At 50.3% G+C, this 18,768-nt stretch carries 18 protein-coding genes and 1 tRNA gene; 1 reads left to right on the top strand and 18 read right to left on the bottom strand.

The window, feature by feature from the left end:
* The 15 genes from NWE93_04010 to NWE93_03940 all read right to left on the bottom strand — a co-directional run bounded on the left by NWE93_04010 (position 1) and on the right by NWE93_03940 (position 14,475).
* Positions 1-1,620 carry an NADH-quinone oxidoreductase subunit M gene (locus NWE93_04010; GenBank protein MCW3999384.1) on the bottom strand — a complete coding sequence of 540 codons (1,620 nt, stop codon included), beginning with the start codon at positions 1,618-1,620 and terminating at the stop codon, positions 1-3.
* Between the two features lies 1 nt (position 1,621).
* On the bottom strand, positions 1,622-3,565 hold the full coding sequence (locus tag NWE93_04005) for an NADH-quinone oxidoreductase subunit L (protein MCW3999383.1): 1,944 nt from the start codon (positions 3,563-3,565) through the stop codon (positions 1,622-1,624).
* Positions 3,562-3,885: an NADH-quinone oxidoreductase subunit K gene (locus tag NWE93_04000; protein MCW3999382.1), complete on the bottom strand. Its 324-nt coding sequence runs from the start codon at positions 3,883-3,885 to the stop codon at positions 3,562-3,564. The genes NWE93_04005 and NWE93_04000 overlap by 4 nt, the downstream gene beginning before the upstream one ends.
* Positions 3,882-4,361: an NADH-quinone oxidoreductase subunit J gene (locus NWE93_03995; GenBank protein MCW3999381.1), complete on the bottom strand. Its 480-nt coding sequence runs from the start codon at positions 4,359-4,361 to the stop codon at positions 3,882-3,884. Before NWE93_03995 ends, NWE93_04000 begins: the two co-directional genes overlap by 4 nt.
* Positions 4,358-4,801, bottom strand: a complete 444-nt coding sequence (locus NWE93_03990) for a 4Fe-4S binding protein (protein MCW3999380.1) — start codon at positions 4,799-4,801, stop codon at positions 4,358-4,360. The genes NWE93_03995 and NWE93_03990 overlap by 4 nt, the downstream gene beginning before the upstream one ends.
* 4 nt (positions 4,802-4,805) lie before the next feature.
* Positions 4,806-5,807: an NADH-quinone oxidoreductase subunit H gene (locus NWE93_03985; GenBank protein ID MCW3999379.1), complete on the bottom strand. Its 1,002-nt coding sequence runs from the start codon at positions 5,805-5,807 to the stop codon at positions 4,806-4,808.
* Positions 5,808-5,813: 6 nt separating this feature from the next.
* Positions 5,814-7,388 carry an NADH-quinone oxidoreductase subunit C gene (locus NWE93_03980; GenBank protein MCW3999378.1) on the bottom strand — a complete coding sequence of 525 codons (1,575 nt, stop codon included), beginning with the start codon at positions 7,386-7,388 and terminating at the stop codon, positions 5,814-5,816.
* A gap of 2 nt (positions 7,389-7,390) precedes the next feature.
* Positions 7,391-7,876, bottom strand: coding sequence for an NADH-quinone oxidoreductase subunit B family protein (locus NWE93_03975; protein MCW3999377.1), 486 nt, complete (start codon positions 7,874-7,876; stop codon positions 7,391-7,393).
* The gene (gene ndhC, locus NWE93_03970) at positions 7,876-8,208 is read right to left on the bottom strand and encodes an NADH-quinone oxidoreductase subunit A (protein MCW3999376.1); all 333 of its coding nucleotides are present in this window, start codon (positions 8,206-8,208) and stop codon (positions 7,876-7,878) included. The genes NWE93_03975 and ndhC overlap by 1 nt, the downstream gene beginning before the upstream one ends.
* Positions 8,205-8,423 carry a hypothetical protein gene (locus NWE93_03965; GenBank protein ID MCW3999375.1) on the bottom strand — a complete coding sequence of 73 codons (219 nt, stop codon included), beginning with the start codon at positions 8,421-8,423 and terminating at the stop codon, positions 8,205-8,207. The genes ndhC and NWE93_03965 overlap by 4 nt, the downstream gene beginning before the upstream one ends.
* Before the next feature lie 137 nt (positions 8,424-8,560).
* Complete coding sequence (locus tag NWE93_03960) at positions 8,561-9,664, bottom strand: ABC transporter ATP-binding protein (GenBank protein ID MCW3999374.1); 1,104 nt, start codon at positions 9,662-9,664, stop codon at positions 8,561-8,563.
* 50 nt (positions 9,665-9,714) lie between these two features.
* Positions 9,715-11,403 (bottom strand): ABC transporter permease subunit, encoded by a 1,689-nt coding sequence (locus NWE93_03955; protein MCW3999373.1) that lies wholly within the window; start codon positions 11,401-11,403, stop codon positions 9,715-9,717.
* Between the two features lie 172 nt (positions 11,404-11,575).
* On the bottom strand, positions 11,576-12,361 hold the full coding sequence (locus NWE93_03950; protein ID MCW3999372.1) for an ABC transporter permease: 786 nt from the start codon (positions 12,359-12,361) through the stop codon (positions 11,576-11,578).
* On the bottom strand, positions 12,358-13,335 hold the full coding sequence (locus tag NWE93_03945; protein MCW3999371.1) for an ATP-binding cassette domain-containing protein: 978 nt from the start codon (positions 13,333-13,335) through the stop codon (positions 12,358-12,360). Before NWE93_03945 ends, NWE93_03950 begins: the two co-directional genes overlap by 4 nt.
* A gap of 492 nt (positions 13,336-13,827) precedes the next feature.
* Positions 13,828-14,475, bottom strand: a complete 648-nt coding sequence (locus NWE93_03940) for a Snf7 family protein (GenBank protein MCW3999370.1) — start codon at positions 14,473-14,475, stop codon at positions 13,828-13,830.
* A gap of 526 nt (positions 14,476-15,001) precedes the next feature.
* Between NWE93_03940 and NWE93_03935 the strand changes: the two genes are divergently transcribed.
* Positions 15,002-17,572 (top strand): PQQ-binding-like beta-propeller repeat protein, encoded by a 2,571-nt coding sequence (locus tag NWE93_03935; protein ID MCW3999369.1) that lies wholly within the window; start codon positions 15,002-15,004, stop codon positions 17,570-17,572.
* 152 nt (positions 17,573-17,724) lie between these two features.
* On the opposite strand, the gene NWE93_03930 is transcribed toward NWE93_03935, so the two are convergent.
* The 3 genes from NWE93_03930 to NWE93_03920 form a co-directional block, all read right to left on the bottom strand.
* Positions 17,725-17,798: transfer RNA gene (locus tag NWE93_03930), tRNA-Gly, on the bottom strand.
* A gap of 261 nt (positions 17,799-18,059) precedes the next feature.
* Complete coding sequence (locus tag NWE93_03925) at positions 18,060-18,410, bottom strand: hypothetical protein (protein ID MCW3999368.1); 351 nt, start codon at positions 18,408-18,410, stop codon at positions 18,060-18,062.
* Between the two features lie 92 nt (positions 18,411-18,502).
* Complete coding sequence (locus NWE93_03920) at positions 18,503-18,745, bottom strand: SHOCT domain-containing protein (GenBank protein ID MCW3999367.1); 243 nt, start codon at positions 18,743-18,745, stop codon at positions 18,503-18,505.
* Between the last annotated feature and the right edge of the window lie 23 nt (positions 18,746-18,768).

Raw genomic sequence — 18,768 nt, 5'->3', positions numbered from 1 at the left:
CTAACCAAATGTCACCGTCTGTATTAGTTGCATGAAGAAGGTTGGGTAAATGCCGATTAACACAACCAGCACCGCCAAGATTGCCAGAGCCGCCTTCATGTAGTTGGGTATATCGATGATTTTGTGGCCATGTCCCTCAGGTTTGGCTTCTGCGGGGCTTTGGCTGCCATGTGCGTCGTGGGCAACTTCAACCAGGCCCATTTCGTCCTTGGATTGTCCCAGGAATACTTTGGAGATGAATCTTAGCGAGTACGCCAAGGAGAACACGGTTGCGATGAGCATGATTGCTGTGGGCCAGATGTAGAAGCTGCCGCCGGGTGTGTTGATGATTTGGAATGCGCCTACGAAGATGAGGAATTCGCTGATGAAGCATGCCAGCGGCGGGGCACCTGCGATGCTGAGGGCTGCGATGGTTCCTGAGACCGCGGAGAAGGGCATTTTGCTGGCGAGGCCGCCCATTTCGCGGATGTCGCGTTTTTCGGTTTGGTGCATGACGCCTCCTGCGGTGAGGAAGAAAAGCCCCTTGCTTGCTGCGTGGGTGACTATGTGCAGGACGGTGCCGACGATTGCGATTGAGGTTGCCGATGCCAGAAGCACTTGGTTGCCGCTTGCCAGCGCCACTGGGAACAGTGAGAGGCCGAACATAATGTAGCCCATATGCGCGATTGAGGAGTACGCGATGACTCGTTTAATGTCGGTTGCGACCAGCGAGAGCAGTGAGCCAAAGAAGGCGGTTACTATGCCAAAGATTGTCAGGACATGGAGGAAATTTGTGCCGAATGCCACGCCGACGGCGGGGAACACGACGCCGAAGGAGAGACGTAGTATCGCGTAAGCTCCGGCGCTGATGATGACGCCGCTGAGCAGGGCAGACATGGGTGCGGGTGCTTCTGAGTGGGCGTCGGGGAGCCAGAGGTGCACTGGAAACACAGCCATCTTTACGGCAAAGCCCGCGGTTAAAGCGATAAGGACGTATTTAGCGATGTTGACGGCGTCAGGTACAGTTGATGTTAACAAACCCCTTTGTGCAGTGAACATATCTGTGGAGCCTGTTAGCCAGTAGAGTGCTCCGATGCCCAGCAGCACAAAGACTGCACCTGCATGGGTGAATATGAAGAGTTTCAACGCGGATTTGTAGCTGTTGCGGTAGCCCCATTCGCCGACTATGAAGTAGGCGGGGACCAGCATGAGTTCCCAGCAGAAGTAGAACAGGATCATGTTGCTGGTTAGGAACACGCCGATCAAGCCTACGCTGAGCATGGTGAGTAGGGCGTAGTAGGCGGGGAGGTTCTTTTTGCCTGCCATGTAGTTGATGGAGTATATGGAGGCTACGAAGATGAGTGCCAGGCTGATGAGGGCAATTGAAACGCTTATGCCGTCCACAAATAAGGTGAACTCTGTGTTGATGATGTCTGGTATCCACGTGTAAGTTTCAAAGTATTGGTGTTCCGCGCTGTTCATGACGGTGGGGATGGTGGAGGCGACTAGAGCCATGTTTACTGCTGCGATTGAAGCAACAAACGCTGCTGCGCCCTTGATTGATTTCTTTCCAGTCCAGTAAACGAAGGGTATGCTTAAGCTTGTTATCAGAAATACCAAGAGTAACGCGGGGAACTCCATTTTATGCTCCTCCTAAAGTCAAGATTACCAGTATCATTATGAGTATAAAGCCCAGCACGGCTGCGGCTACGTAGTTTCTGAAGGAATCCGAGGGTCCCTTCTTGAGCGTTAAGGCTTTGCCTGGCTCTGCGGCGTCGCCGATGTCTTTGCCTGCCTTGTCGGGTATGCGTGAGAACAGTGCGTTTTCAACGCGGGTTAAGCCGTTGGAGAATGCGGTTATGCCGCGGGCGACGGCGTTGTAGGCGTCATCGACGAAGTAGGCGTGGCCCAGCAGGGTGGTGAGTGGGTTTTTGCTTGCTGCAAAGTTGCGTATGCCCATGAAGTTCTTGTAGTAGCTCCAGTACGCCAGCAGAAACACCGGCAGCAGTATAGACATAAAGATCGGGAACTCAAGCGAAGTGAATGCGCTTAGCAGGGTCTGCTCGATTTCGACGCCCATGAAGCTTGTGACCAGCGGCTGCGATAGACCCCAGACAATGCAGAGACCGGCGAGGATTGCGGCTGGAACCAGCATGATTTTGGGTGCTTCATGAACATGGCCTTTCTCGATGTGCTCGCTGGGTTTGCCCATGAAGACCAAGCTGAACATGCGTAGACAGTAAGCGAAGGTGATGGCGGCGGAGGCGTAGAGGATGATGGTTTGGATGAGGCCTGCGGTGGTGCCGACTTCGGCTACGCTGGTCAAGATTAAGCCTTTGCTAAAGAAGGCTGCAAACGGCGGCAGGCCGCTTGTGGTGATGATCATGATGACCATTAATGCGAAGGTTATGGTCATGGATTTTTTAAGTCCACCCATAAGGCGCATGTCGCGGGTGCCCAAGGCGTGGATGATGCCGCCTGCCAAGAGGAATCCGAGGCCTTCGAAGAAGGCGTGGCTGACCATGTGGAAGATGCTTGCAAACCAGCCGGTGGACAGTGCCACGTCGGTGGTGTGTGCCATGCCGGTGCCTAAGCCCGCCATCATGAAGCCGATTTGGCTGATGGTGGAGTAGGCGAGGACTCCTTTGATGTCGGTGGTCTTTAAGGCTAAAGATGCGCCGATGAATGCGGTTATGACGCCGACCCAGGCGATGGTTGGGAACCAGTAGTCCTGCAGTGCCAGGATAAGCATAGGTGCAGCTGCAAAGATGAGGATGAATCTTGAAAGCAGATAGATACCTGCCTTAACCATGGTGGCGGCGTGGAGCAACGCGCTGACCGAGGTAGGTGCTTCCATGGCGCTGTAGAGCCAGGTGAAGAGGGGGAACTGCGCGGATTTCGAGATTGCTGCGCCCAAAATCAGAAACGCCGTGATAACCAGTAGCCCTGTGTTGAGGGTTCCGGCTGTGGCTGCTTCCTCGATGCCGGCGATGGTGCCGTGGAAGCTGAAGGTGCCAAACAGCATGAATAGGATACCGATGGCGGCGAGCATGCAGATGTCGCCGATGCGGGTCATCAGGAAAACTTTGACGCCGGCGCGGATGGATTCGGGTTTTTTGTACCAGAAGCTAATCAGGGCATAGCTGCATAGGCCCACCATTTCCCAGAAGATGAACATCTGGAGCATGTTATCGGAGATAACTAAGCCGATCATGGAGCCGATGAAGAGCAGCAGCAAATAGTAGTAGCGGGTTAAGCCTTCTTCGCCCTTCATGTAGCCCTGAGAGTAAACCGCGATGATGAGTGCAAAAAAGGCTACCAGACAGGTAAATATGACGCTGAGCGAGTCAAGGTAAACGCCTGCATCAATGCCTGGAATCCAAGTTACCGTGTAGGAGGTGACTGATTCAAGGTTGCCCCAGACGCTGGGCACAAGGCTGACCGCCAAAACCGCTACTACCGAAGCGATGGCTATGACATAGTAGTTGCGGGCTTTTTCGCTGTACTTAGCAATTACGGGGACAAATAAGCTTGCTATAAGGGGAATTATCCAGACGAACCATGCAGAGAACTGTTGTAGTATCATTGTTCTTCAACCTCGGTTTCGCTTTTTTCCTGCATTTGCTTGATTATTTTGCTGATGTCGCTTGTGCCGTATCGCTTAGACACGATAACCATCAGAGCTAAGATTACGCCGCTTACTGCGGTGTCGGTTGCGAAGGCTAAAACCAGGAAGGCCTCGCCTAGACCGATGCCCATAGCCGAGGACAGCATCACGAAGTTAAGCGTGGCTGCGGTGGCGATGAGCTCAATGGATATGAAAACTTTGAGGAGCTGGCGGTTAGTTAACAGGCCATAGATGCCGATTGCCAACATCACAACAGATAATATGACAAAGTCCATCATTTAGCCCCCTTGCGTTTCTCATAAAGCACAATGGCGATTCCAACCGCCACCGTCAAAATTACGATTGCCTGCAGCAGCACATCGACGCCGCGCAGGTTCCAGAGGGCATCGCCGAAGGATACATCAGCCCCCGCTGCGGGGGAACCGGATACTGAGAGGAAAATTGCGGGAAGCGAAAGCGCAAAGCCTGCCCCCACTAAGCCGCCGACGCGTGTCGGAGAGGCTTTTTTGGTTGGTTTCTCACCGAGCATTTCGCCTGAGAGAAACAGCACTGCTAAAGTGCCTACGCCTACGACGAACTGGAAAATTGCAGCGTAGATGGCGCCGTTGAGGAAGTAAATCAGCGCGGTGAAGAGGAATGTTCCTGATAGCGCCGCGACGGAGTAGACGACTTCGTCGAGGAACAACGCGAGGACCGCTGAGATGATTAAGCCTACTGCGAGGATGTCAAAAATGATTGTTACGTCAAAGATCATTGGGCGTCACCTTTGGTTTTGAATTCCGGTTTCATAATCAACGTTGCCTTGTCGGTTGTGGCTAACTCGTAGAGTTCAGATTGCTTGATGGCTGCTCGGGGGCAGGTCTCTACGCATTGATAGCAGAAGATGCATTTGTTGAGGTTAATCTGCGGGCGCATCTTGCCGTCCACCTCGACAATTTCGATGGCGCCGGCGGGGCAATCGCGTTCACAGACGCGGCAGTTTGAACCCGTAACTGCTTTGACATCCAAGACGAAGTCGGGGCCAGCTGCGAAGTCAACGCAGTTGCAGGATTTGATTTCGTAGACTAGTTTGCCTCGGCTGTCCTCGGGGAGCGTGGGCTTCACGAAGGGATACTTGGTTGTGGCGGGTTTAGTGAATAGATGCGATACTGCTCGTTTGAATATGGGGGATATGCGTGACTTCTTGTTTGCCATCTTTTTACACTCCTATACCCAACAATGGGTTATACACCCAAGTTACCAACGCAAGGGTAACCATTAGCGAGATCAAAGCCGCCGGCAAGAGTATCTTCCAGTTGCCTGAAAGCACCTGGTCGATGCGTAGGCGGGCAACCACGGTTGTGATGTACTCGCTGATAACAACTACCACCAGCAGCTTTAGCACAAACCATAGCGTGTACCAGATCCAGGCTGGACCAAACAGCACTGGCCCGTTGGATCCGCCCAAAAAGAGCGTGACAACCAGCGCTGAGCCAAACACAACTTGGACGTCGCGGGTTAAGTGCAGAAACGCCAGTTTGGCGCCTGTGTACTCGGTTTCTAAGCCTCCGACCAGCTCGGATTCTGAGTGGGGCACATCGAAGGGGTCTTTTTCAAGTTCTGCTTGAAGGGTTATTATAAACAATACAAACGCCCAGGGCGCCAGCAGTATCAGGGGCAAGGGGGCATTGGCGATTTGGGAGACGGTTATGCTGCCCACGATGAATGCTGGAGACAACGCAAGGAGGAACAGTGGGATGTCGTATCCGAGGAACTGGGTTAAAACTCGGGCGGAGCCTATGGTGCCGTAGGGGTTAGATGATGCCCAGCCTGCGAGGAACAATAGGAAGTTAGCAATCGTGGAGAACGCCAAGATAATGATTAAGTCACCGTTAAAGCCGCCTATTGAGAGGACACTTGCTCCGTCGATGGGCAAGAAGCACATGGCAAACACCATGACGGCGAATGCTGCCAGAGGCGCAAATCGAAACACGAATTTTTTGGTGTCGCGTGGTTCGATGTCTTCTTTGGTTAAGAGTTTAATTATATCGGCGAGGGGCTGCAGGATTCCTGCGGGTCCAGCAACCATGGGTCCAACTCGGTTCTGGATTCGGGCTTCGAGCTTGCGCTCTACCCAGTCGCAGAACAAAGTCAGGAATAATATGAAGGTGAAGCCTGGAAAGACGAGTATTCGGAAGATCAGCAGGAAATAGTCGATCATAATTTATCACCGGTCCGTACATGAGAAGCATGGATCTAAGCTAACAAAGTTCGGCGGAACATCAGCGATGCTTTCACCTATGGCTGTCTGCAGGAACGAGGGGATGTTAGCGAACGTCGGTGTTCGGATTTTAACGCGGTAAGGCATGTCGGTTCCGTTGCTTCGAACGAAGTAAAAGAGTTCGCCTCGGGGCGCTTCAATGCAGGTTACTGCTTCGCCTTCAGGGACACTTCGGGGCAAATCCACCTTGATTGGACCCGATGGCAAATGATCCAGTGCATACTCGATGATTTTGACGCTTTCCTCAACCTCATCAAGGCGCACATTCATTCTTGCCCAGGTGTCGCCGTCAGTGTAAACGATTTGTTTGAAGGGGATTTCACCGTAGGCAGAGTAGGGTTGAGTGAAGCGAATATCCATGTCGACATTCGAGGCTCTTGCGACGGGTCCGACAACGGAGAGTTTGAGTGCGTCGGCTCGGCTGAGGGTTCCCACATCCTTCATGCGCAGACGCAGCGTTGGCTCTTCTTGGTACATTTTGCGGTAGAAGGGCATCTTTGACATTAAATCAGAGAGAACCGATTTGATTTTGGGTATGTTCTCTGGGTTAAGGTCACGTCTAACACCGCCCACCGTCATCAAGGAACCGTAGACGCGGTTGCCGCTGGTTAACTCGATGAGGTCCATGATGGGTTCTCGGTCTCTCCAGAAGTACTGGAAGAGGGTTTCATAGCCGATTTCGAGCCCAGCGTGGCCTAAAGTTAAGAGGTGACTGTGCAGCCTGTTGAGTTCTAAGGCTACGACCCGCAGATACTCAGCGCGCTCAGGAATGGAGGCTTTAAGGATTTTTTCCACAGTAGCCACGAAGGCGTAGGCATGGCAGGCGTTGCAGATGCCGCAGACACGCTCAACCAGATAAGTGTCCTGCAGGTAAGTGCGGGACTCAGAGGTTTTCTCGATGCCGCGGTGCACATAACCGATGCGGGGTTCAACTTTCGTGACGGTTTCGCCGTCTACGGTTACGGAGAATTTTTCGGGCTCCAAAAGCGCGGGGTGCTGGGGACCGATGATTATTTTTACTTGTCTGCCCTCTGCGGGGACATTGGCTTCCCGTTCAGGTGTGGGAACAAGCTTAACTTTGGTTGCGTCGACGTCTCTGCGTAGCGGATAAACACCGTCGGGCCAGTTCTCAGAGAGCACAAAGTGCCCCTGGAACTCATTGCCCTCAAATATCACGCCGACTAAGTCTGTTACTTCGAGTTCATGGAATGCGGCGCCTGGGTGGATGTCAACGATTGTTTTTAGCCGCGGGTTTTCTTTGCGCACAAATGCTTTGATGGTGAGGAATGGAGCGGCGGTATGTACATGGTAGTATACGCCTATGGTTTCGCCGAAGTCAATGCCGGTGATGGCGGTTATGCCGGTTTTTTCGTCGGCATCTATCATGGCTTTAAGGACATCGTAGTGTAAGCCGTTGTTGGCGATTATGGCGGCTGCTTCCAATTCTCCACGTTTCACTTGGATTTTGTCGCCGAATTTAGATTCAACTAAGCCTATGACATCAACCTTACTGTTTGACATCTTTATGCCTCCTTTGCTACTGGAGCCACTGCTTGGGCGGCTTCAGCCTTTGGTTTTTTCTGTTTTGGCGGGTTGAGAGCGTTTAGAAGCTTCACGACACCATCTATGATTGCTTCGGGGCGCGGAGCACAACCCGGAATGTAAGCTGTAACTGGAATAACCTTGTCAACGCCGCCCAATACGCCATATGAACCATCGAAGACGCCTCCGCCGCAGGCACATGCGCCGATGGCGACGACGAATTTAGGCTGAGGCATCTGGTCGTAGACGCGTTTGAGACGTTCGGCGCATTGGTGAGTAACAGCCCCCGTAACCAGCAATACATCAGCATGACGTGGGGACGGCTCGAGTTTTACGCCGAAGCGTTCAACGTCATATTTAGGCGTTAACAACGCGACGACTTCGATGTCGCAGCCGTTGCAGGCGCCTGAGTTAAAATGCAATACCCAAGGGGATTTTACGCGGGCCCAAGTTTTTGTATCGGTCATTAATCTTTTCCTCCTCCTTCAAGAAGCGCGACACCTGCGGCGAGGATTATGCCCAGGTACAGGATTAAAAGAAGCCAATTGGTGCTTGCCAACGCGATTGATGCGAAGGCTAATACAAGTACGGAGGCGTCGAATACTACGAAGTAGATGATGTACTTGTAGAGGGACACGTTTATTTTTAGTCCTTGAAAATTAACTTGTTCTCCGCATGCGTAGGCAGCCTGCTCGTTTTCGCTTATGGCGGTTTTAGGGGCGGCCCGTTTTCCTATAACATAGATTCCGAGAGTTACGATGAATATTAGTAAGAAGGCGATGAGGGCTTCAACAATCATGCGGTTTTCTCTCCATTAATGATTTTTTCCATCAAGGCGACCTCAAGGGTTGAGCCGAATCGGCGCTTGTTATATCCAAAAGCGTCGGTGTAACCGTATTTAAGGTTATCGACATGGTGACTAGCCAAATGCGCAGGTTTGCTGGAGAAAGACAGATATGTTGCGGGTGCAGAGCAGCCGGTTTCACTTAGGTATCCTAGTGTCGTCTCTCCCATTGGTTTTTTCTCTCCTATACGCCCCGAGATAGTTCAGTAAAGGTACTACACTTGCATTTAAATTTTAAGCGTCAGATTATGCGAAATTTCATGATTTTTCACACAAATCTTGATGTTACCGCCCAGTAATATCGCATTTATACGGCTACCTCATCGCTAAGTCCATTCGCCGGATACGGAAACAGATGAGCCTTATCAAGCGGATAAGTAATCGTCACTTCCTCACCGATACTAACCCAATCCTCAGTCAAAGAAGGACGATTAATCACAAAGCGATCCCCATTATCAAGACGAATCTCATAACGCACAACCGTACCCTCAAAGGTCGTCTTATCAACCTTCCCAAAAAGAGCATTAGCCACAGCATTATGCCCCCGATGCATCTCACAGGTCTCAGGGCGGATAGCCAAAACAACCCGCTCCTCCCCCTCAATCCCACGCTCATTGAAAGCGTTGATTTTAAGACCCTCTCTGAGTTCAATTTCAGCCATGCCGCCATCAACCTTAGTTATGTAGCCCTCCAAAAAGTTGGATTCCCCGATGAAATGCGCCACAAAAAGGCTGTTGGGGTTCATGTAGAGCTCTTTTGGGGAGCCGATTTGAACGATTTTGCCCTTCTTCATGACGGCAATTCGATCCGAGATAGACATGGCTTCAGCCTGGTCATGAGTCACATGAATCGCCGTTAACTTGAGGTCTTTTGCCATCCGGCGGATTTCGTATCGAATTTCATTTCGGACCTTAGCGTCAAGCTGCCCCAACGGTTCATCCAAAAGCAATATTTTGCCGCCTGCCGCCAGCGCGCGTGCAACCGCTATACGCTGCATCATACCGCCGCTGAGCTCGCTGGGGTAGGCATCTAGCCGCTCGCTAAGCTTAACGAGTTCAAGCACCTCGTGACCGATGGTTTCCGCTTTTTTGGCATCGTAGTTTTTGACTTTTGGGCCATAAAGAACGTTGCTCCAAGCGGTCATGTGGGGAAAAAGCGCGAAGGTTTGGAAGACAAAACCGATCTCACGGTCTTCAGGGGGATCCTTGTCGACTCGACGGTCTCCGATGTGGATTTCACCGCTGTCAGGGTCAATCAAGCCGGCGATGAGGCGCAGAAGCGTGGTTTTGCCGCAGCCGCTTGGTCCCAGCAGCGAGAAGTATTCTTGGTCATGGATGGTTAAGCTGACATGGTCTAAAGCGTAGACTTTGCCATATTGTTTTGTAACGTTTAGGACTTTAACGTCGGGCATAGCTTCTTTTTTCTCCTGTGATGTTTATGATTGTTTTGTAGGTTATCATTCTATGCTTTTCCTTTTCGGGTTATAAGCCTGAGCACCAGCAGTATGATGAAGCTAAACAGGATAAGTAAACCGCAGCCTAAACTAACCGTTAACGCATTCACCCCAGCAATAGGTGAAATGGCGCCCCGAACGGAGTTAACCCAGTTAACTATCAAAACCGGGGCTGTTTGTAGCTGCGATGCCACCGCCAAAGAGGCGCCTGTTTCGCTGACGCTGCGTGTAAAGACGATGATTGCGCCTGAAAAAATCGAGTATTTAGTTATGGGCCACACGATGGTGCGGAAAACAGTCATGGGTTTTGCACCTAAAGTTTTAGAGGCTTCCTCCATCTCTACGCTTATACGCTCCATGGCAGCGGACATGGAACGCACGAAGTAGGGATAAGTAATGGCTAAATGCGCAAAGATTAGCAGAAGAAGCTCAGGGATACCCGGCACGCCGGTCCAGAAGAACTTTAAGGAAATGCCCAGGGCAATGGAGGGAACGATTATGGGGATGTTAATCAGGGTGTCAAGCGCCGCGGATATCCATTTGCCGAAGGTTTTTCTAGAAATAAGGATAGCCATGGGTAAACCGGTTGCGATGCCTAGCACCGTTACTATAGCCGCCAGTCCATATGAGAGGGCGAGGCTTTGCCAGAAACTTGCCCAGACGCCTGAGGCCGAAAATGCGTCGGTGAGGGTTGTTCCGGTGGTTATTGCTTGGAATGCAGGCAACGCAACAAACATGGAGGGGATCAGTACGAGGAAAAAGAAGACTGCTAAAGCGACGCCGTTACGGGTCCAAACGCCTTTCTTGTAGCTTAGCTTCTTCTCAAAGCTTGGCAAGCCATGGCCGAAGGGAAGCTTTAGTCGCTGCCCTAATATGCGTATACACGCAAAAATCGCCAAAGACACCGTGATGAGAATTATACTGGCAAAAACTGTGGCGCCCTCATAGGTTGCTTGAGAGATGGCTCCGCTTTTAAATTGGTTACTTACCGTTTGAATGAATACGGGTCCATTAAGGAAAACGCCGGCGGCAACGATGAAGGTGGCGCCTGTTTCAGAGAGCGAGCGGGCAAAGGCAAGGGTGTAGGCTGCGATCAGGGAGGGCTTAATTATTGGGAAAGTTACTGTCCGGGAAGCCGTAAGAGGGGGCGCTCCAAGCGTTCGGGAGGCACGTTCATACTCCATTTTGTAATCCAGCAATGCCCCCACTAGAACACGGACGACAACGGGGTACGAAAACGTGAAATGCAAAAGCATAACCAGCATCCAACCAGGCGAAACGAAGGGTGTACCGAAAAGATCAGAGATTCCGCCGCTGGAACTCCAAAAAAGCAGCAGAGAGTAACCCAGAGCGGCCGTTGGAACCACAAAGGGCAGATCAGCCAGCGTATCGAGCACGGTTAACCAACGGGATTTTCCCCGGACGATGAGCCACGCCAAGGGAACGCCAGCCAACAAATCCAAGCCAGCGACTACGAGGCCAATGATGAAGGAGGCGGAGATTGCCCCCAACGCGACATTCATCAATTCAGGGTTATCCAAGACGTTTTGAAGAGATCCCGCCTTGGTTAGGATGCCGATGATGGGCGGGATGAGAATCAGGGCGAAGAACAAGATAACAGCTGAGAGGTAGAGGGTGTATTTTATGGATTTTTTAGAAGATAAGCCATTGAGTGTGTTCCAGAGTTTATCTAGCAAGGTGCCGCTCCTGACTTCAAGGGTGGTTATTGCTCAAGGGGGAAAGATAGTTGACATTCAAGTATATTAGAGTTATATAGGCAGGGCAGTTTTTCCCGTAGTTCAAGCTTAGAATATATAGTATAGGGGAAACGGCGATAATTATCGAGAGCGCTAAGGCCGCCGACGCTTCCTAACTGACCACTTTTCGGAACTGATAAAGCGTCGCACTCAACGTCACAATGCCCACAAGCGCGATAACGCCATACGCCTGCAGAATCGTGGGCCAATCAAACCCATTTATCATCAACACACGGCATGCATTCACAGCGTAGGTTATGGGGTTAAACATGGAGATTGTCTGTATCCAGGGCGGCTGGAAACTTTGCGGCACCAAAGCCGTGCTTAAGAAAAGTAGCGGAAAAGTGATGAAGCCGCCGATGGCAAAAACCGTTTCGGAGTTGCGGGTCTTCATGCCGATTGCCAACGAAATCCCCGACCATGCTAACCCAAAAAACGCTATCGTCAACAAAATCAGCAGAATACCAGGCAGCCCCGTAACGTATGTGACGCCGATGAAGGGCAAAAATGAAAGCGCAATTATAATCGTGGATTGAATGGTTACGCGGAATGCATCGCTGAGTAGCCGTCCCAGCAGAATAGCGTAGCGGCTCACTGGAGTAACCAGCATCTTCTGCAGATAACCCGAATCGATGTCGGCGACAATCGAGTTGCCCGACTGCAAAGCACTTCCAAAGGCGTTTTGAAGCAGAATCCCAGCGGCGGCGAAAACTGCGTAGCTGCTTGTGCCGGTGGCTTGTTCAAACCCGGGTATATCTGAGAAGCTGCCTAGAAGCTGGGTGAAGAGAAGCAGGAAAATGATGGGTTGAAAAAGCGAAAAAAAGAGCAGGATAGGGGTTCGGATTAGCTTCTTCATGTATCTAACAAAAATGTACCATGTGTCGGCAAGCAGGGTCATCTTGGGCGTCCTCCAAAGGTGCTGCTGCTTGGTGCCTTCACTAGATCTTCGGTGCGTATTCGCCTGCCCGTGTGTTTGAGGAAAACGTCATCAAGCGACGGCGACGAAAAAGTCACGGAGAGCAATCGGATGTCGCTGCTGTCGAAGGCGCGGACAATATCTGCTACCAGTGGCCCAGCGTTCTTAGCGTAGACGTTTAGGCATTCCTCGCCCCCTAATTCCTCCACGTTGTTGACGCCTGAAAGAGACTTCAAAAGATCCTTGGCACGGGCTTTATCACGCTGACAGTTATCAATCGAAATCCTGATGGAATCCGCGCCGATTTCCCGTTTCAACTCAGCTGGGGAGCCGCTGGTGACGATTTTGCCGAAATCAATTATGGCTAATCGTTTGCAGAGGCGGTCGGCTTCCTCAAGATACTGGGTTGTTAGGAAAATCGTTGTGCCTGCCTTGTTGATTTCTTCAAGGTACGACCAGATAGCCAGCCTTGACTGCGGGTCTAGCCCCGTGGTTGGCTCATCGAGAAAAACGATTCTGGGTTCATGGACCAGCGCAGTCGCCAAATCCAGCCGCTTCTTCATGCCGCCGCTGTAGTTGCGGGCTCGCTTATCCGCAACTGATTCCAGCCCCACCAACCGCAGAAGCTCAGCTATGCGTGCTTTGAGTTTAATGCCGTCCATCTGCTGGAAGTGCCCCTGCAAAGCAAGGTTTTCTCTGCCCGTTAAGTCGCCATCGACAGTTGTATCCTGGCTTTGAACACCTATTACTTTTCGAATAGAATTGGCGCCTGATTCGATGTCATATCCCGCTATCTTAACTGTGCCAAGGGTTTTGTGGAGCAGAGTTGTGAGGATTTTTATGGTGGTGCTTTTTCCGGCGCCGTTGGGTCCCAGGAAACCGAAGAATTCGCCTTCTTTGACGTTGAAGGATATGTCGTCCACTGCTTTGGTACCGTCTGAGTATACTTCAACCAAGTTTTTTACCGTGATGATATCGGGCATCTAAGTCAAATGGTTAGTAGTGGACATTGGGAGATAACGGTATGTGATTGTAGGCAAACAGCAACTTAAGTGACAATGCTTGTATGATAAACCGCGTATAATTATGGTTCAACATATCTGGGTTATCTGGGTGCGCTGTGCAACCGCCTAAATAAGGGTATAAATAATTCAATGACAGCTAGTGATGTAGGTGTAGCAAAGTTTTTGGCGAATCAACCAAGGGTGTCAGCTGCGATAAACCAATCTTAGGCATCATAACAGTTGAACCCAACAAAGCGATTAAGCGTTGCAGAATACGAAAACTCAGAATAGAGTATATCATCTCAGAAGATGCAGCTGTACTAGTGGTTCCTAAGTCCTGCAGCGCATGCATCAAATCCGAGGAATGCATCGACGATTTTATCCTGCAAATCATCGAAAAAATAGCAGAAAACGTCAGATGAAGCAGTCAGAGCCATAGAAAACTTAGGCGCCTAAGCTGCTTCGTCTCCGAATTTCCTTTTCAGCGGACACATCGGGCAGTTGGTCTCTAAGTCGGCTTTCCGCGGCAACTTCGGCTTCTTCCAAAATCTGCAGGGCATCGGCGTTTGCCGTAATCGTGTTTACAGAAATATCGTTGCTTTGGTTAGTGGAGCCAACTATGTCGGTTAGCAAATTACCGATGTTGCCCAGTTCCTGGCTTGCCTCAGGCATGATGCCGCACATCTCGCCACGTATGTTGTTTAGCATGCTTTTTGCGGGGGCAAGCACCGTAACTAAGTCCCCCAGTTCAGACACCGTACGCAGCCGCATGGAAACGCTTTGCAGGGCAAGCGAGGCATTCGTGAGCATTTTCTCGACTTTGCGAATCTCAGCCAGCTCCGTGGCAAGGATGTTAGCTCTTGCTCCATCATGCATAGCCATGGCTTTGACGACGCGATTAAAGATTTCCGCATCTCGGCTCTGGAAACGCAGAACTGCGCTGTCAAGCGTTTTTGTTTGCATATCTAAGCGCTGTGTGACCTGCGCGATTTGGTCCTTTATGTTCTCCGATGGCTTGCCAACATTGGCTATTTTGGAAGTTATCGAGTCCTCTTTTGGTTTACTCCATCGGTCAACAAAACGTCTAACCAAAGCTATTCCTCAGCACTCCACTGAGGCGCCTTGCATAAAAGAGTGTTCGCTCAAAATAGTTAAAACCGCACTTGCCCACCTGGATGGTTTTTATATTATTCTTTAAAGAGCTTGGCGGTTTTGATGGTTGGGATACGTGGGTTTGTATGGAAATCATGTAGGCTGAGCGCGGATTATATTTAAACCCGGGCTTAAGAAACACATTTTTGGGACTGATTTTGCCTTTGAAAATATGCTGCTTTGCGGGTCGCCCACGTCTAGCGTCAGGCTGAAACCTGGAGGGTGTCCAGGCAGAGTTTGTGGGGTTGGCTTGGTTGTTTTTATGGTTTTCTGGTTATAGCAGCTAATGTTTTATTCATATAACTAAAACGTTATTTTTTTTACATAAACCTATCTAAAAATATGGTCAAAAATATTCATAAACCAATCGAAATAGCACCATTTAATGAATCACTTTAGGTGAGTGTTTTTTATAAACATAATCAACTAACAACGATACACCGAAAAATAAAAGGAGAAAAAATAATTGAAGAAATTCTCGAATAAAAGAGCAATAGCTACAGTAATTGCAACAATTCTAATCGTAACAATCAGCGTTCAAATAATACAGTTCCCAGCCACAAACGCGCACTCACCCGCCTGGGAGATCCCATCCTTTGCGTTCGTAGTAGCACAGCCTACACTAGTCGGCGCAGGACAACAAGTGAGTGTCTTCATGTGGGTCGATGCACCCATGCCCTCCTCAGCTGAAGGCAACGATTACCGACGACACGACTATGTACTCACGATTACAAAGCCAGACGGCACCACCGAAGTAACCGAGTGGCCAGTAGTCGTGGATACAACTGGCGTACAATCATATTTCTTCACACCCACCCAAGTAGGCAACTATACTCTGCTATTCCAATACAAAGGCCAAAAGTTCACATGGAATGCTACAGCGGTAAGCAGCTGGACAAACGATTACTTCAAGCCGGCCAACGACACAACGACAATAACAGTACAAGAGGACCCCGTTACTGCACCCATTCTAGGCTTCCCCTTACCCACTGAATACTGGACGCGGCCCATAGAAGGACAAAACACTGACTGGTGGAAGATCTCCTCTAACTGGCTTAATCCCCCATTCATCCGCATCGGAGACAGCGGCACACAAGGCGCAACCTCGACATGCGACACCCAAGGCGGCTACGGCAGATACCAACCAGACGGCACATTACCAAACAGCCCACACATAATGTGGACACGCCCCATACAGGACGGCGGCGTCGTCGGCGGTGGCAGCTATGATGTCTTAGGCAAAACTTACTACATGGGCGGCTCCTACAACGTAAGATTCACTGAAGCAGTCGTTATGAACGGAAGACTATCCTATCTTGAACCATGGGGCAACTCAGGCAGCGGCGGCGACTACATATGCGTTGACTTACGCACAGGAGAAGAAATTTGGCGAGTTAACTACACCACAATAGCCTCAGTTGGAAAACCAGTTGCTGGCTACCTCTACTCATACGACATGATGAATCAACACGGCGTTCCACCCAATGGTTATCTATTCACGTTGAACTTTGCCAGAGCATACGACCCGGCAACGGGCAGAGTCATGGGACTTAACATAACAAACGTGCCCTCAAGCTTAGCTGCAGCTGCTGGATCACAGGGAGAAGTCCTACGATACATCTATAACTCCGCGGGAAAATGGTTAGGCCAATGGAACTCATCCAAAGTATTCACAGTGGAAAACACAGGAACCATAGATGCAGGAACCGCAGCACGTTATGACTGGAACGTTACGATCCCGTCACTGAGTTCAGGCACATGGACCGTGAACAGACATTTAGTTCCAGGACAGCTTCTGCTGCTCACACAAGGAAGCATGGGCGGCCCAAGAGACCCGCAGGCAGGCATGAACGTAACCGCAATCAGCATAAAGGAAGGCTCCCAAGGACAAATCCTGTGGAACAAGTTCTACAAGGCAGCACCAGACAACGCAACAAGGAAAATCATGGCAATCGATGGAGACGCAGGCGTATTTACCATGCAGGACAAAGAGAACCTAAGGCTCACCGGCTACAGCCTCACCGATGGAAGCATGATATGGGATGTGCAACCTGAAGATGCAAAATGGGACACCATGCGAAGCACCACTATTGCGGCTTACGGAAACCTCTACGTTTCTGGCTTTGATGGCATAATGCACTGCTACGACATTAAAACGGGAGATTTAATTTGGACATACGGCAACGGCGGACCAGGCAACACAACCTACTCGGGTCTGGAAACAGCCTGGGGAGTGTACCCGATCTTCGCGGACGTTGTGGCTGACGGAAAAATCATTTTAGGCACAACCGAGCACTCGCCTGACTCACCCTTCTACAAAGACGCGCAATACCGATGCATCAACGCTACCACAGGTGAAGAAATCTGGACTATGATGGGTTGGGGCACAGGTATGTACGTGGGCCAAAGTGACCTTGTCGCAGACGGCTTCTTCGTCTACCTCAACTGCTATGACTCACAGATATACTGTGTCGGCAAAGGACCCAGCCAAATGACGGTAGATGCACCTAAAGCATCCATAGAATTCGGCAGATCACTGGTTATCAGCGGAACAGTAACTGATATTGCAGCAGGCACAAAGCAGAATGAACAGGCAGCCAGATTCCCCAACGGCGTACCAGCAGTATCCGACGAAAGCATGGGCGAATGGATGGAATACGTCTACATGCAGAAGCCACGGCCAGCCAATACAACAGGCGTTCCAGTGACGTTAAGCGTCGTAGATGACAACGGCAACTACCGAGAAATCGGCGTTACAACAACAGACTCTAACGGAGCATACAGCTACCAGTGGACACCAGACATAGAAGGCAAATTCGTAGTATACGCCTCATTCGCAGGCAGCGAATCCTATTGGCCCTCACAGGCAGAAACAGCATTTGCAGTGGACCCCGCACCAGCAACACCGACACCAAGCCCAATACCCGTTGCTACAGCTTCCGAAACCTACCTGCTACCCGGAATAGCTGGAATCATCGTGACCATAATCGTGGTCGGCGCTATTCTGGCATTGCTGGTTACAAGAAAAAAGCCCTAAAATTTCCTTCCCTTTTCTTTTTTTTGTTTAAACCAAGATAAAAGCTTCCAGGCATAGCCATTTTTGACTAAACTAAAAAAAATCTGGTTGATTTCCACTCTCCATTAGCCAGACAAAAGAGACAACGACTCAAATCGAGTTAAGAATGGAAGTGCGGTAACCGGGATTTGAACCCGGGTCCTAGACTTGGCAAGCCTATGTACTAACCAAGCTGTACTATTACCGCGTATAGCGCAACGAACAAACTAAAAACTACCTAATAAACTCTACATTTCCAAAGCAAGCTACAGACCACAAAAAAGCCGTCCCACCCCAAAAAAGCAGTTTTCCAGCGCCTGCCAAACGCAGCATACCATCTGGGAATTAGACGAGTTAAAACGATACTTTGCTTCCAAAACTAGAATTCCAAAAAAAGTTGCAGGTGCCGGCTGCAGGAAATTTTGAGATCAATAAATCGGGAGTTAATGATTATGGGGGCTTGGCGGCGTTATCTTCTTGTCACCAAGCCGATGATGGCTCCAAGACCGATGAGCCATGAGCCCCACCATGCCCCAAAAATGCCCGCGATTATAGCAAGAAGAATCAGCCAAAGCGCAGCGCCGACATTATTAACCCACCTCGACGCGCCAAGCGCCAGAAAACCAATGATCAGAATGGCAAGTCCCCACCAGAACGCAGCCAAAGCATACAACGGATACCATATCAAAGCAAAAATCCCAAGCATCGCTAAGCCGCCGACGATAATCAAAATTATGCTACCGATGAAAGCCATAGCTGAGCCAATGTTGCGGCCAGAAGAAGTTGTTGTGGATGTAGTTTCATACGATGGTTCAGTCAATAAATTCACCTCCGCGTTTTTCAAAATCAAATTAATGGAAATAAACAAGGGAGCTTGCGCAGAACAAGGCGATAATGCAAGCTTCTGGGGCGCTAACCTATCAGTTTCTTTTTTGCCGCAGCGAATTCTTCATCTGACAGTACACCGGAGCTGTGCAGTTCACCTAGTTTCTGCAGTTGAGCAATGGTATCTTCCTGTTGGGGTGCAGTCTGCTGAGCGGGTTGTGCAGGTGGAACTTGCTGTGCCTGCTGGCTTTGCTGTTGCTGCGCCTGTGCGCCCTGATTATACGCCTGCTGCTGTGCTTGAGCTTGTCGCTGGGCAGAAGCTCGTCCCATAGCCATTCCGCCCACAAGCATTA

This window comes from Candidatus Bathyarchaeota archaeon (genome assembly GCA_026014735.1).
Lineage (GTDB): Archaea > Thermoproteota > Bathyarchaeia > Bathyarchaeales > Bathycorpusculaceae > Bathycorpusculum.
The sequence above is the reverse complement of the archived record's forward strand: the minus strand, read 5'-3'. Positions and strand labels throughout refer to the sequence as shown.

Coding starts and splice junctions, on each gene's coding strand:
- NWE93_03995 (MCW3999381.1), bottom strand. CDS start 4,361: ATGATCTTTGACGTAACAATCATTTTTGACATCCTCGCAGTAGGCTTA.
- NWE93_04005 (MCW3999383.1), bottom strand. CDS start 3,565: ATGATACTACAACAGTTCTCTGCATGGTTCGTCTGGATAATTCCCCTT.
- NWE93_03975 (MCW3999377.1), bottom strand. CDS start 7,876: ATGACCGATACAAAAACTTGGGCCCGCGTAAAATCCCCTTGGGTATTG.
- NWE93_03985 (MCW3999379.1), bottom strand. CDS start 5,807: ATGATCGACTATTTCCTGCTGATCTTCCGAATACTCGTCTTTCCAGGC.
- NWE93_03960 (MCW3999374.1), bottom strand. CDS start 9,664: ATGCCCGACGTTAAAGTCCTAAACGTTACAAAACAATATGGCAAAGTC.
- NWE93_04010 (MCW3999384.1), bottom strand. CDS start 1,620: ATGGAGTTCCCCGCGTTACTCTTGGTATTTCTGATAACAAGCTTAAGC.
- NWE93_03950 (MCW3999372.1), bottom strand. CDS start 12,361: ATGACCCTGCTTGCCGACACATGGTACATTTTTGTTAGATACATGAAG.
- ndhC (MCW3999376.1), bottom strand. CDS start 8,208: ATGATTGTTGAAGCCCTCATCGCCTTCTTACTAATATTCATCGTAACT.
- NWE93_04000 (MCW3999382.1), bottom strand. CDS start 3,885: ATGATGGACTTTGTCATATTATCTGTTGTGATGTTGGCAATCGGCATC.
- NWE93_03920 (MCW3999367.1), bottom strand. CDS start 18,745: ATGGGACGAGCTTCTGCCCAGCGACAAGCTCAAGCACAGCAGCAGGCG.
- NWE93_03965 (MCW3999375.1), bottom strand. CDS start 8,423: ATGGGAGAGACGACACTAGGATACCTAAGTGAAACCGGCTGCTCTGCA.
- NWE93_03980 (MCW3999378.1), bottom strand. CDS start 7,388: ATGTCAAACAGTAAGGTTGATGTCATAGGCTTAGTTGAATCTAAATTC.
- NWE93_03990 (MCW3999380.1), bottom strand. CDS start 4,801: ATGGCAAACAAGAAGTCACGCATATCCCCCATATTCAAACGAGCAGTA.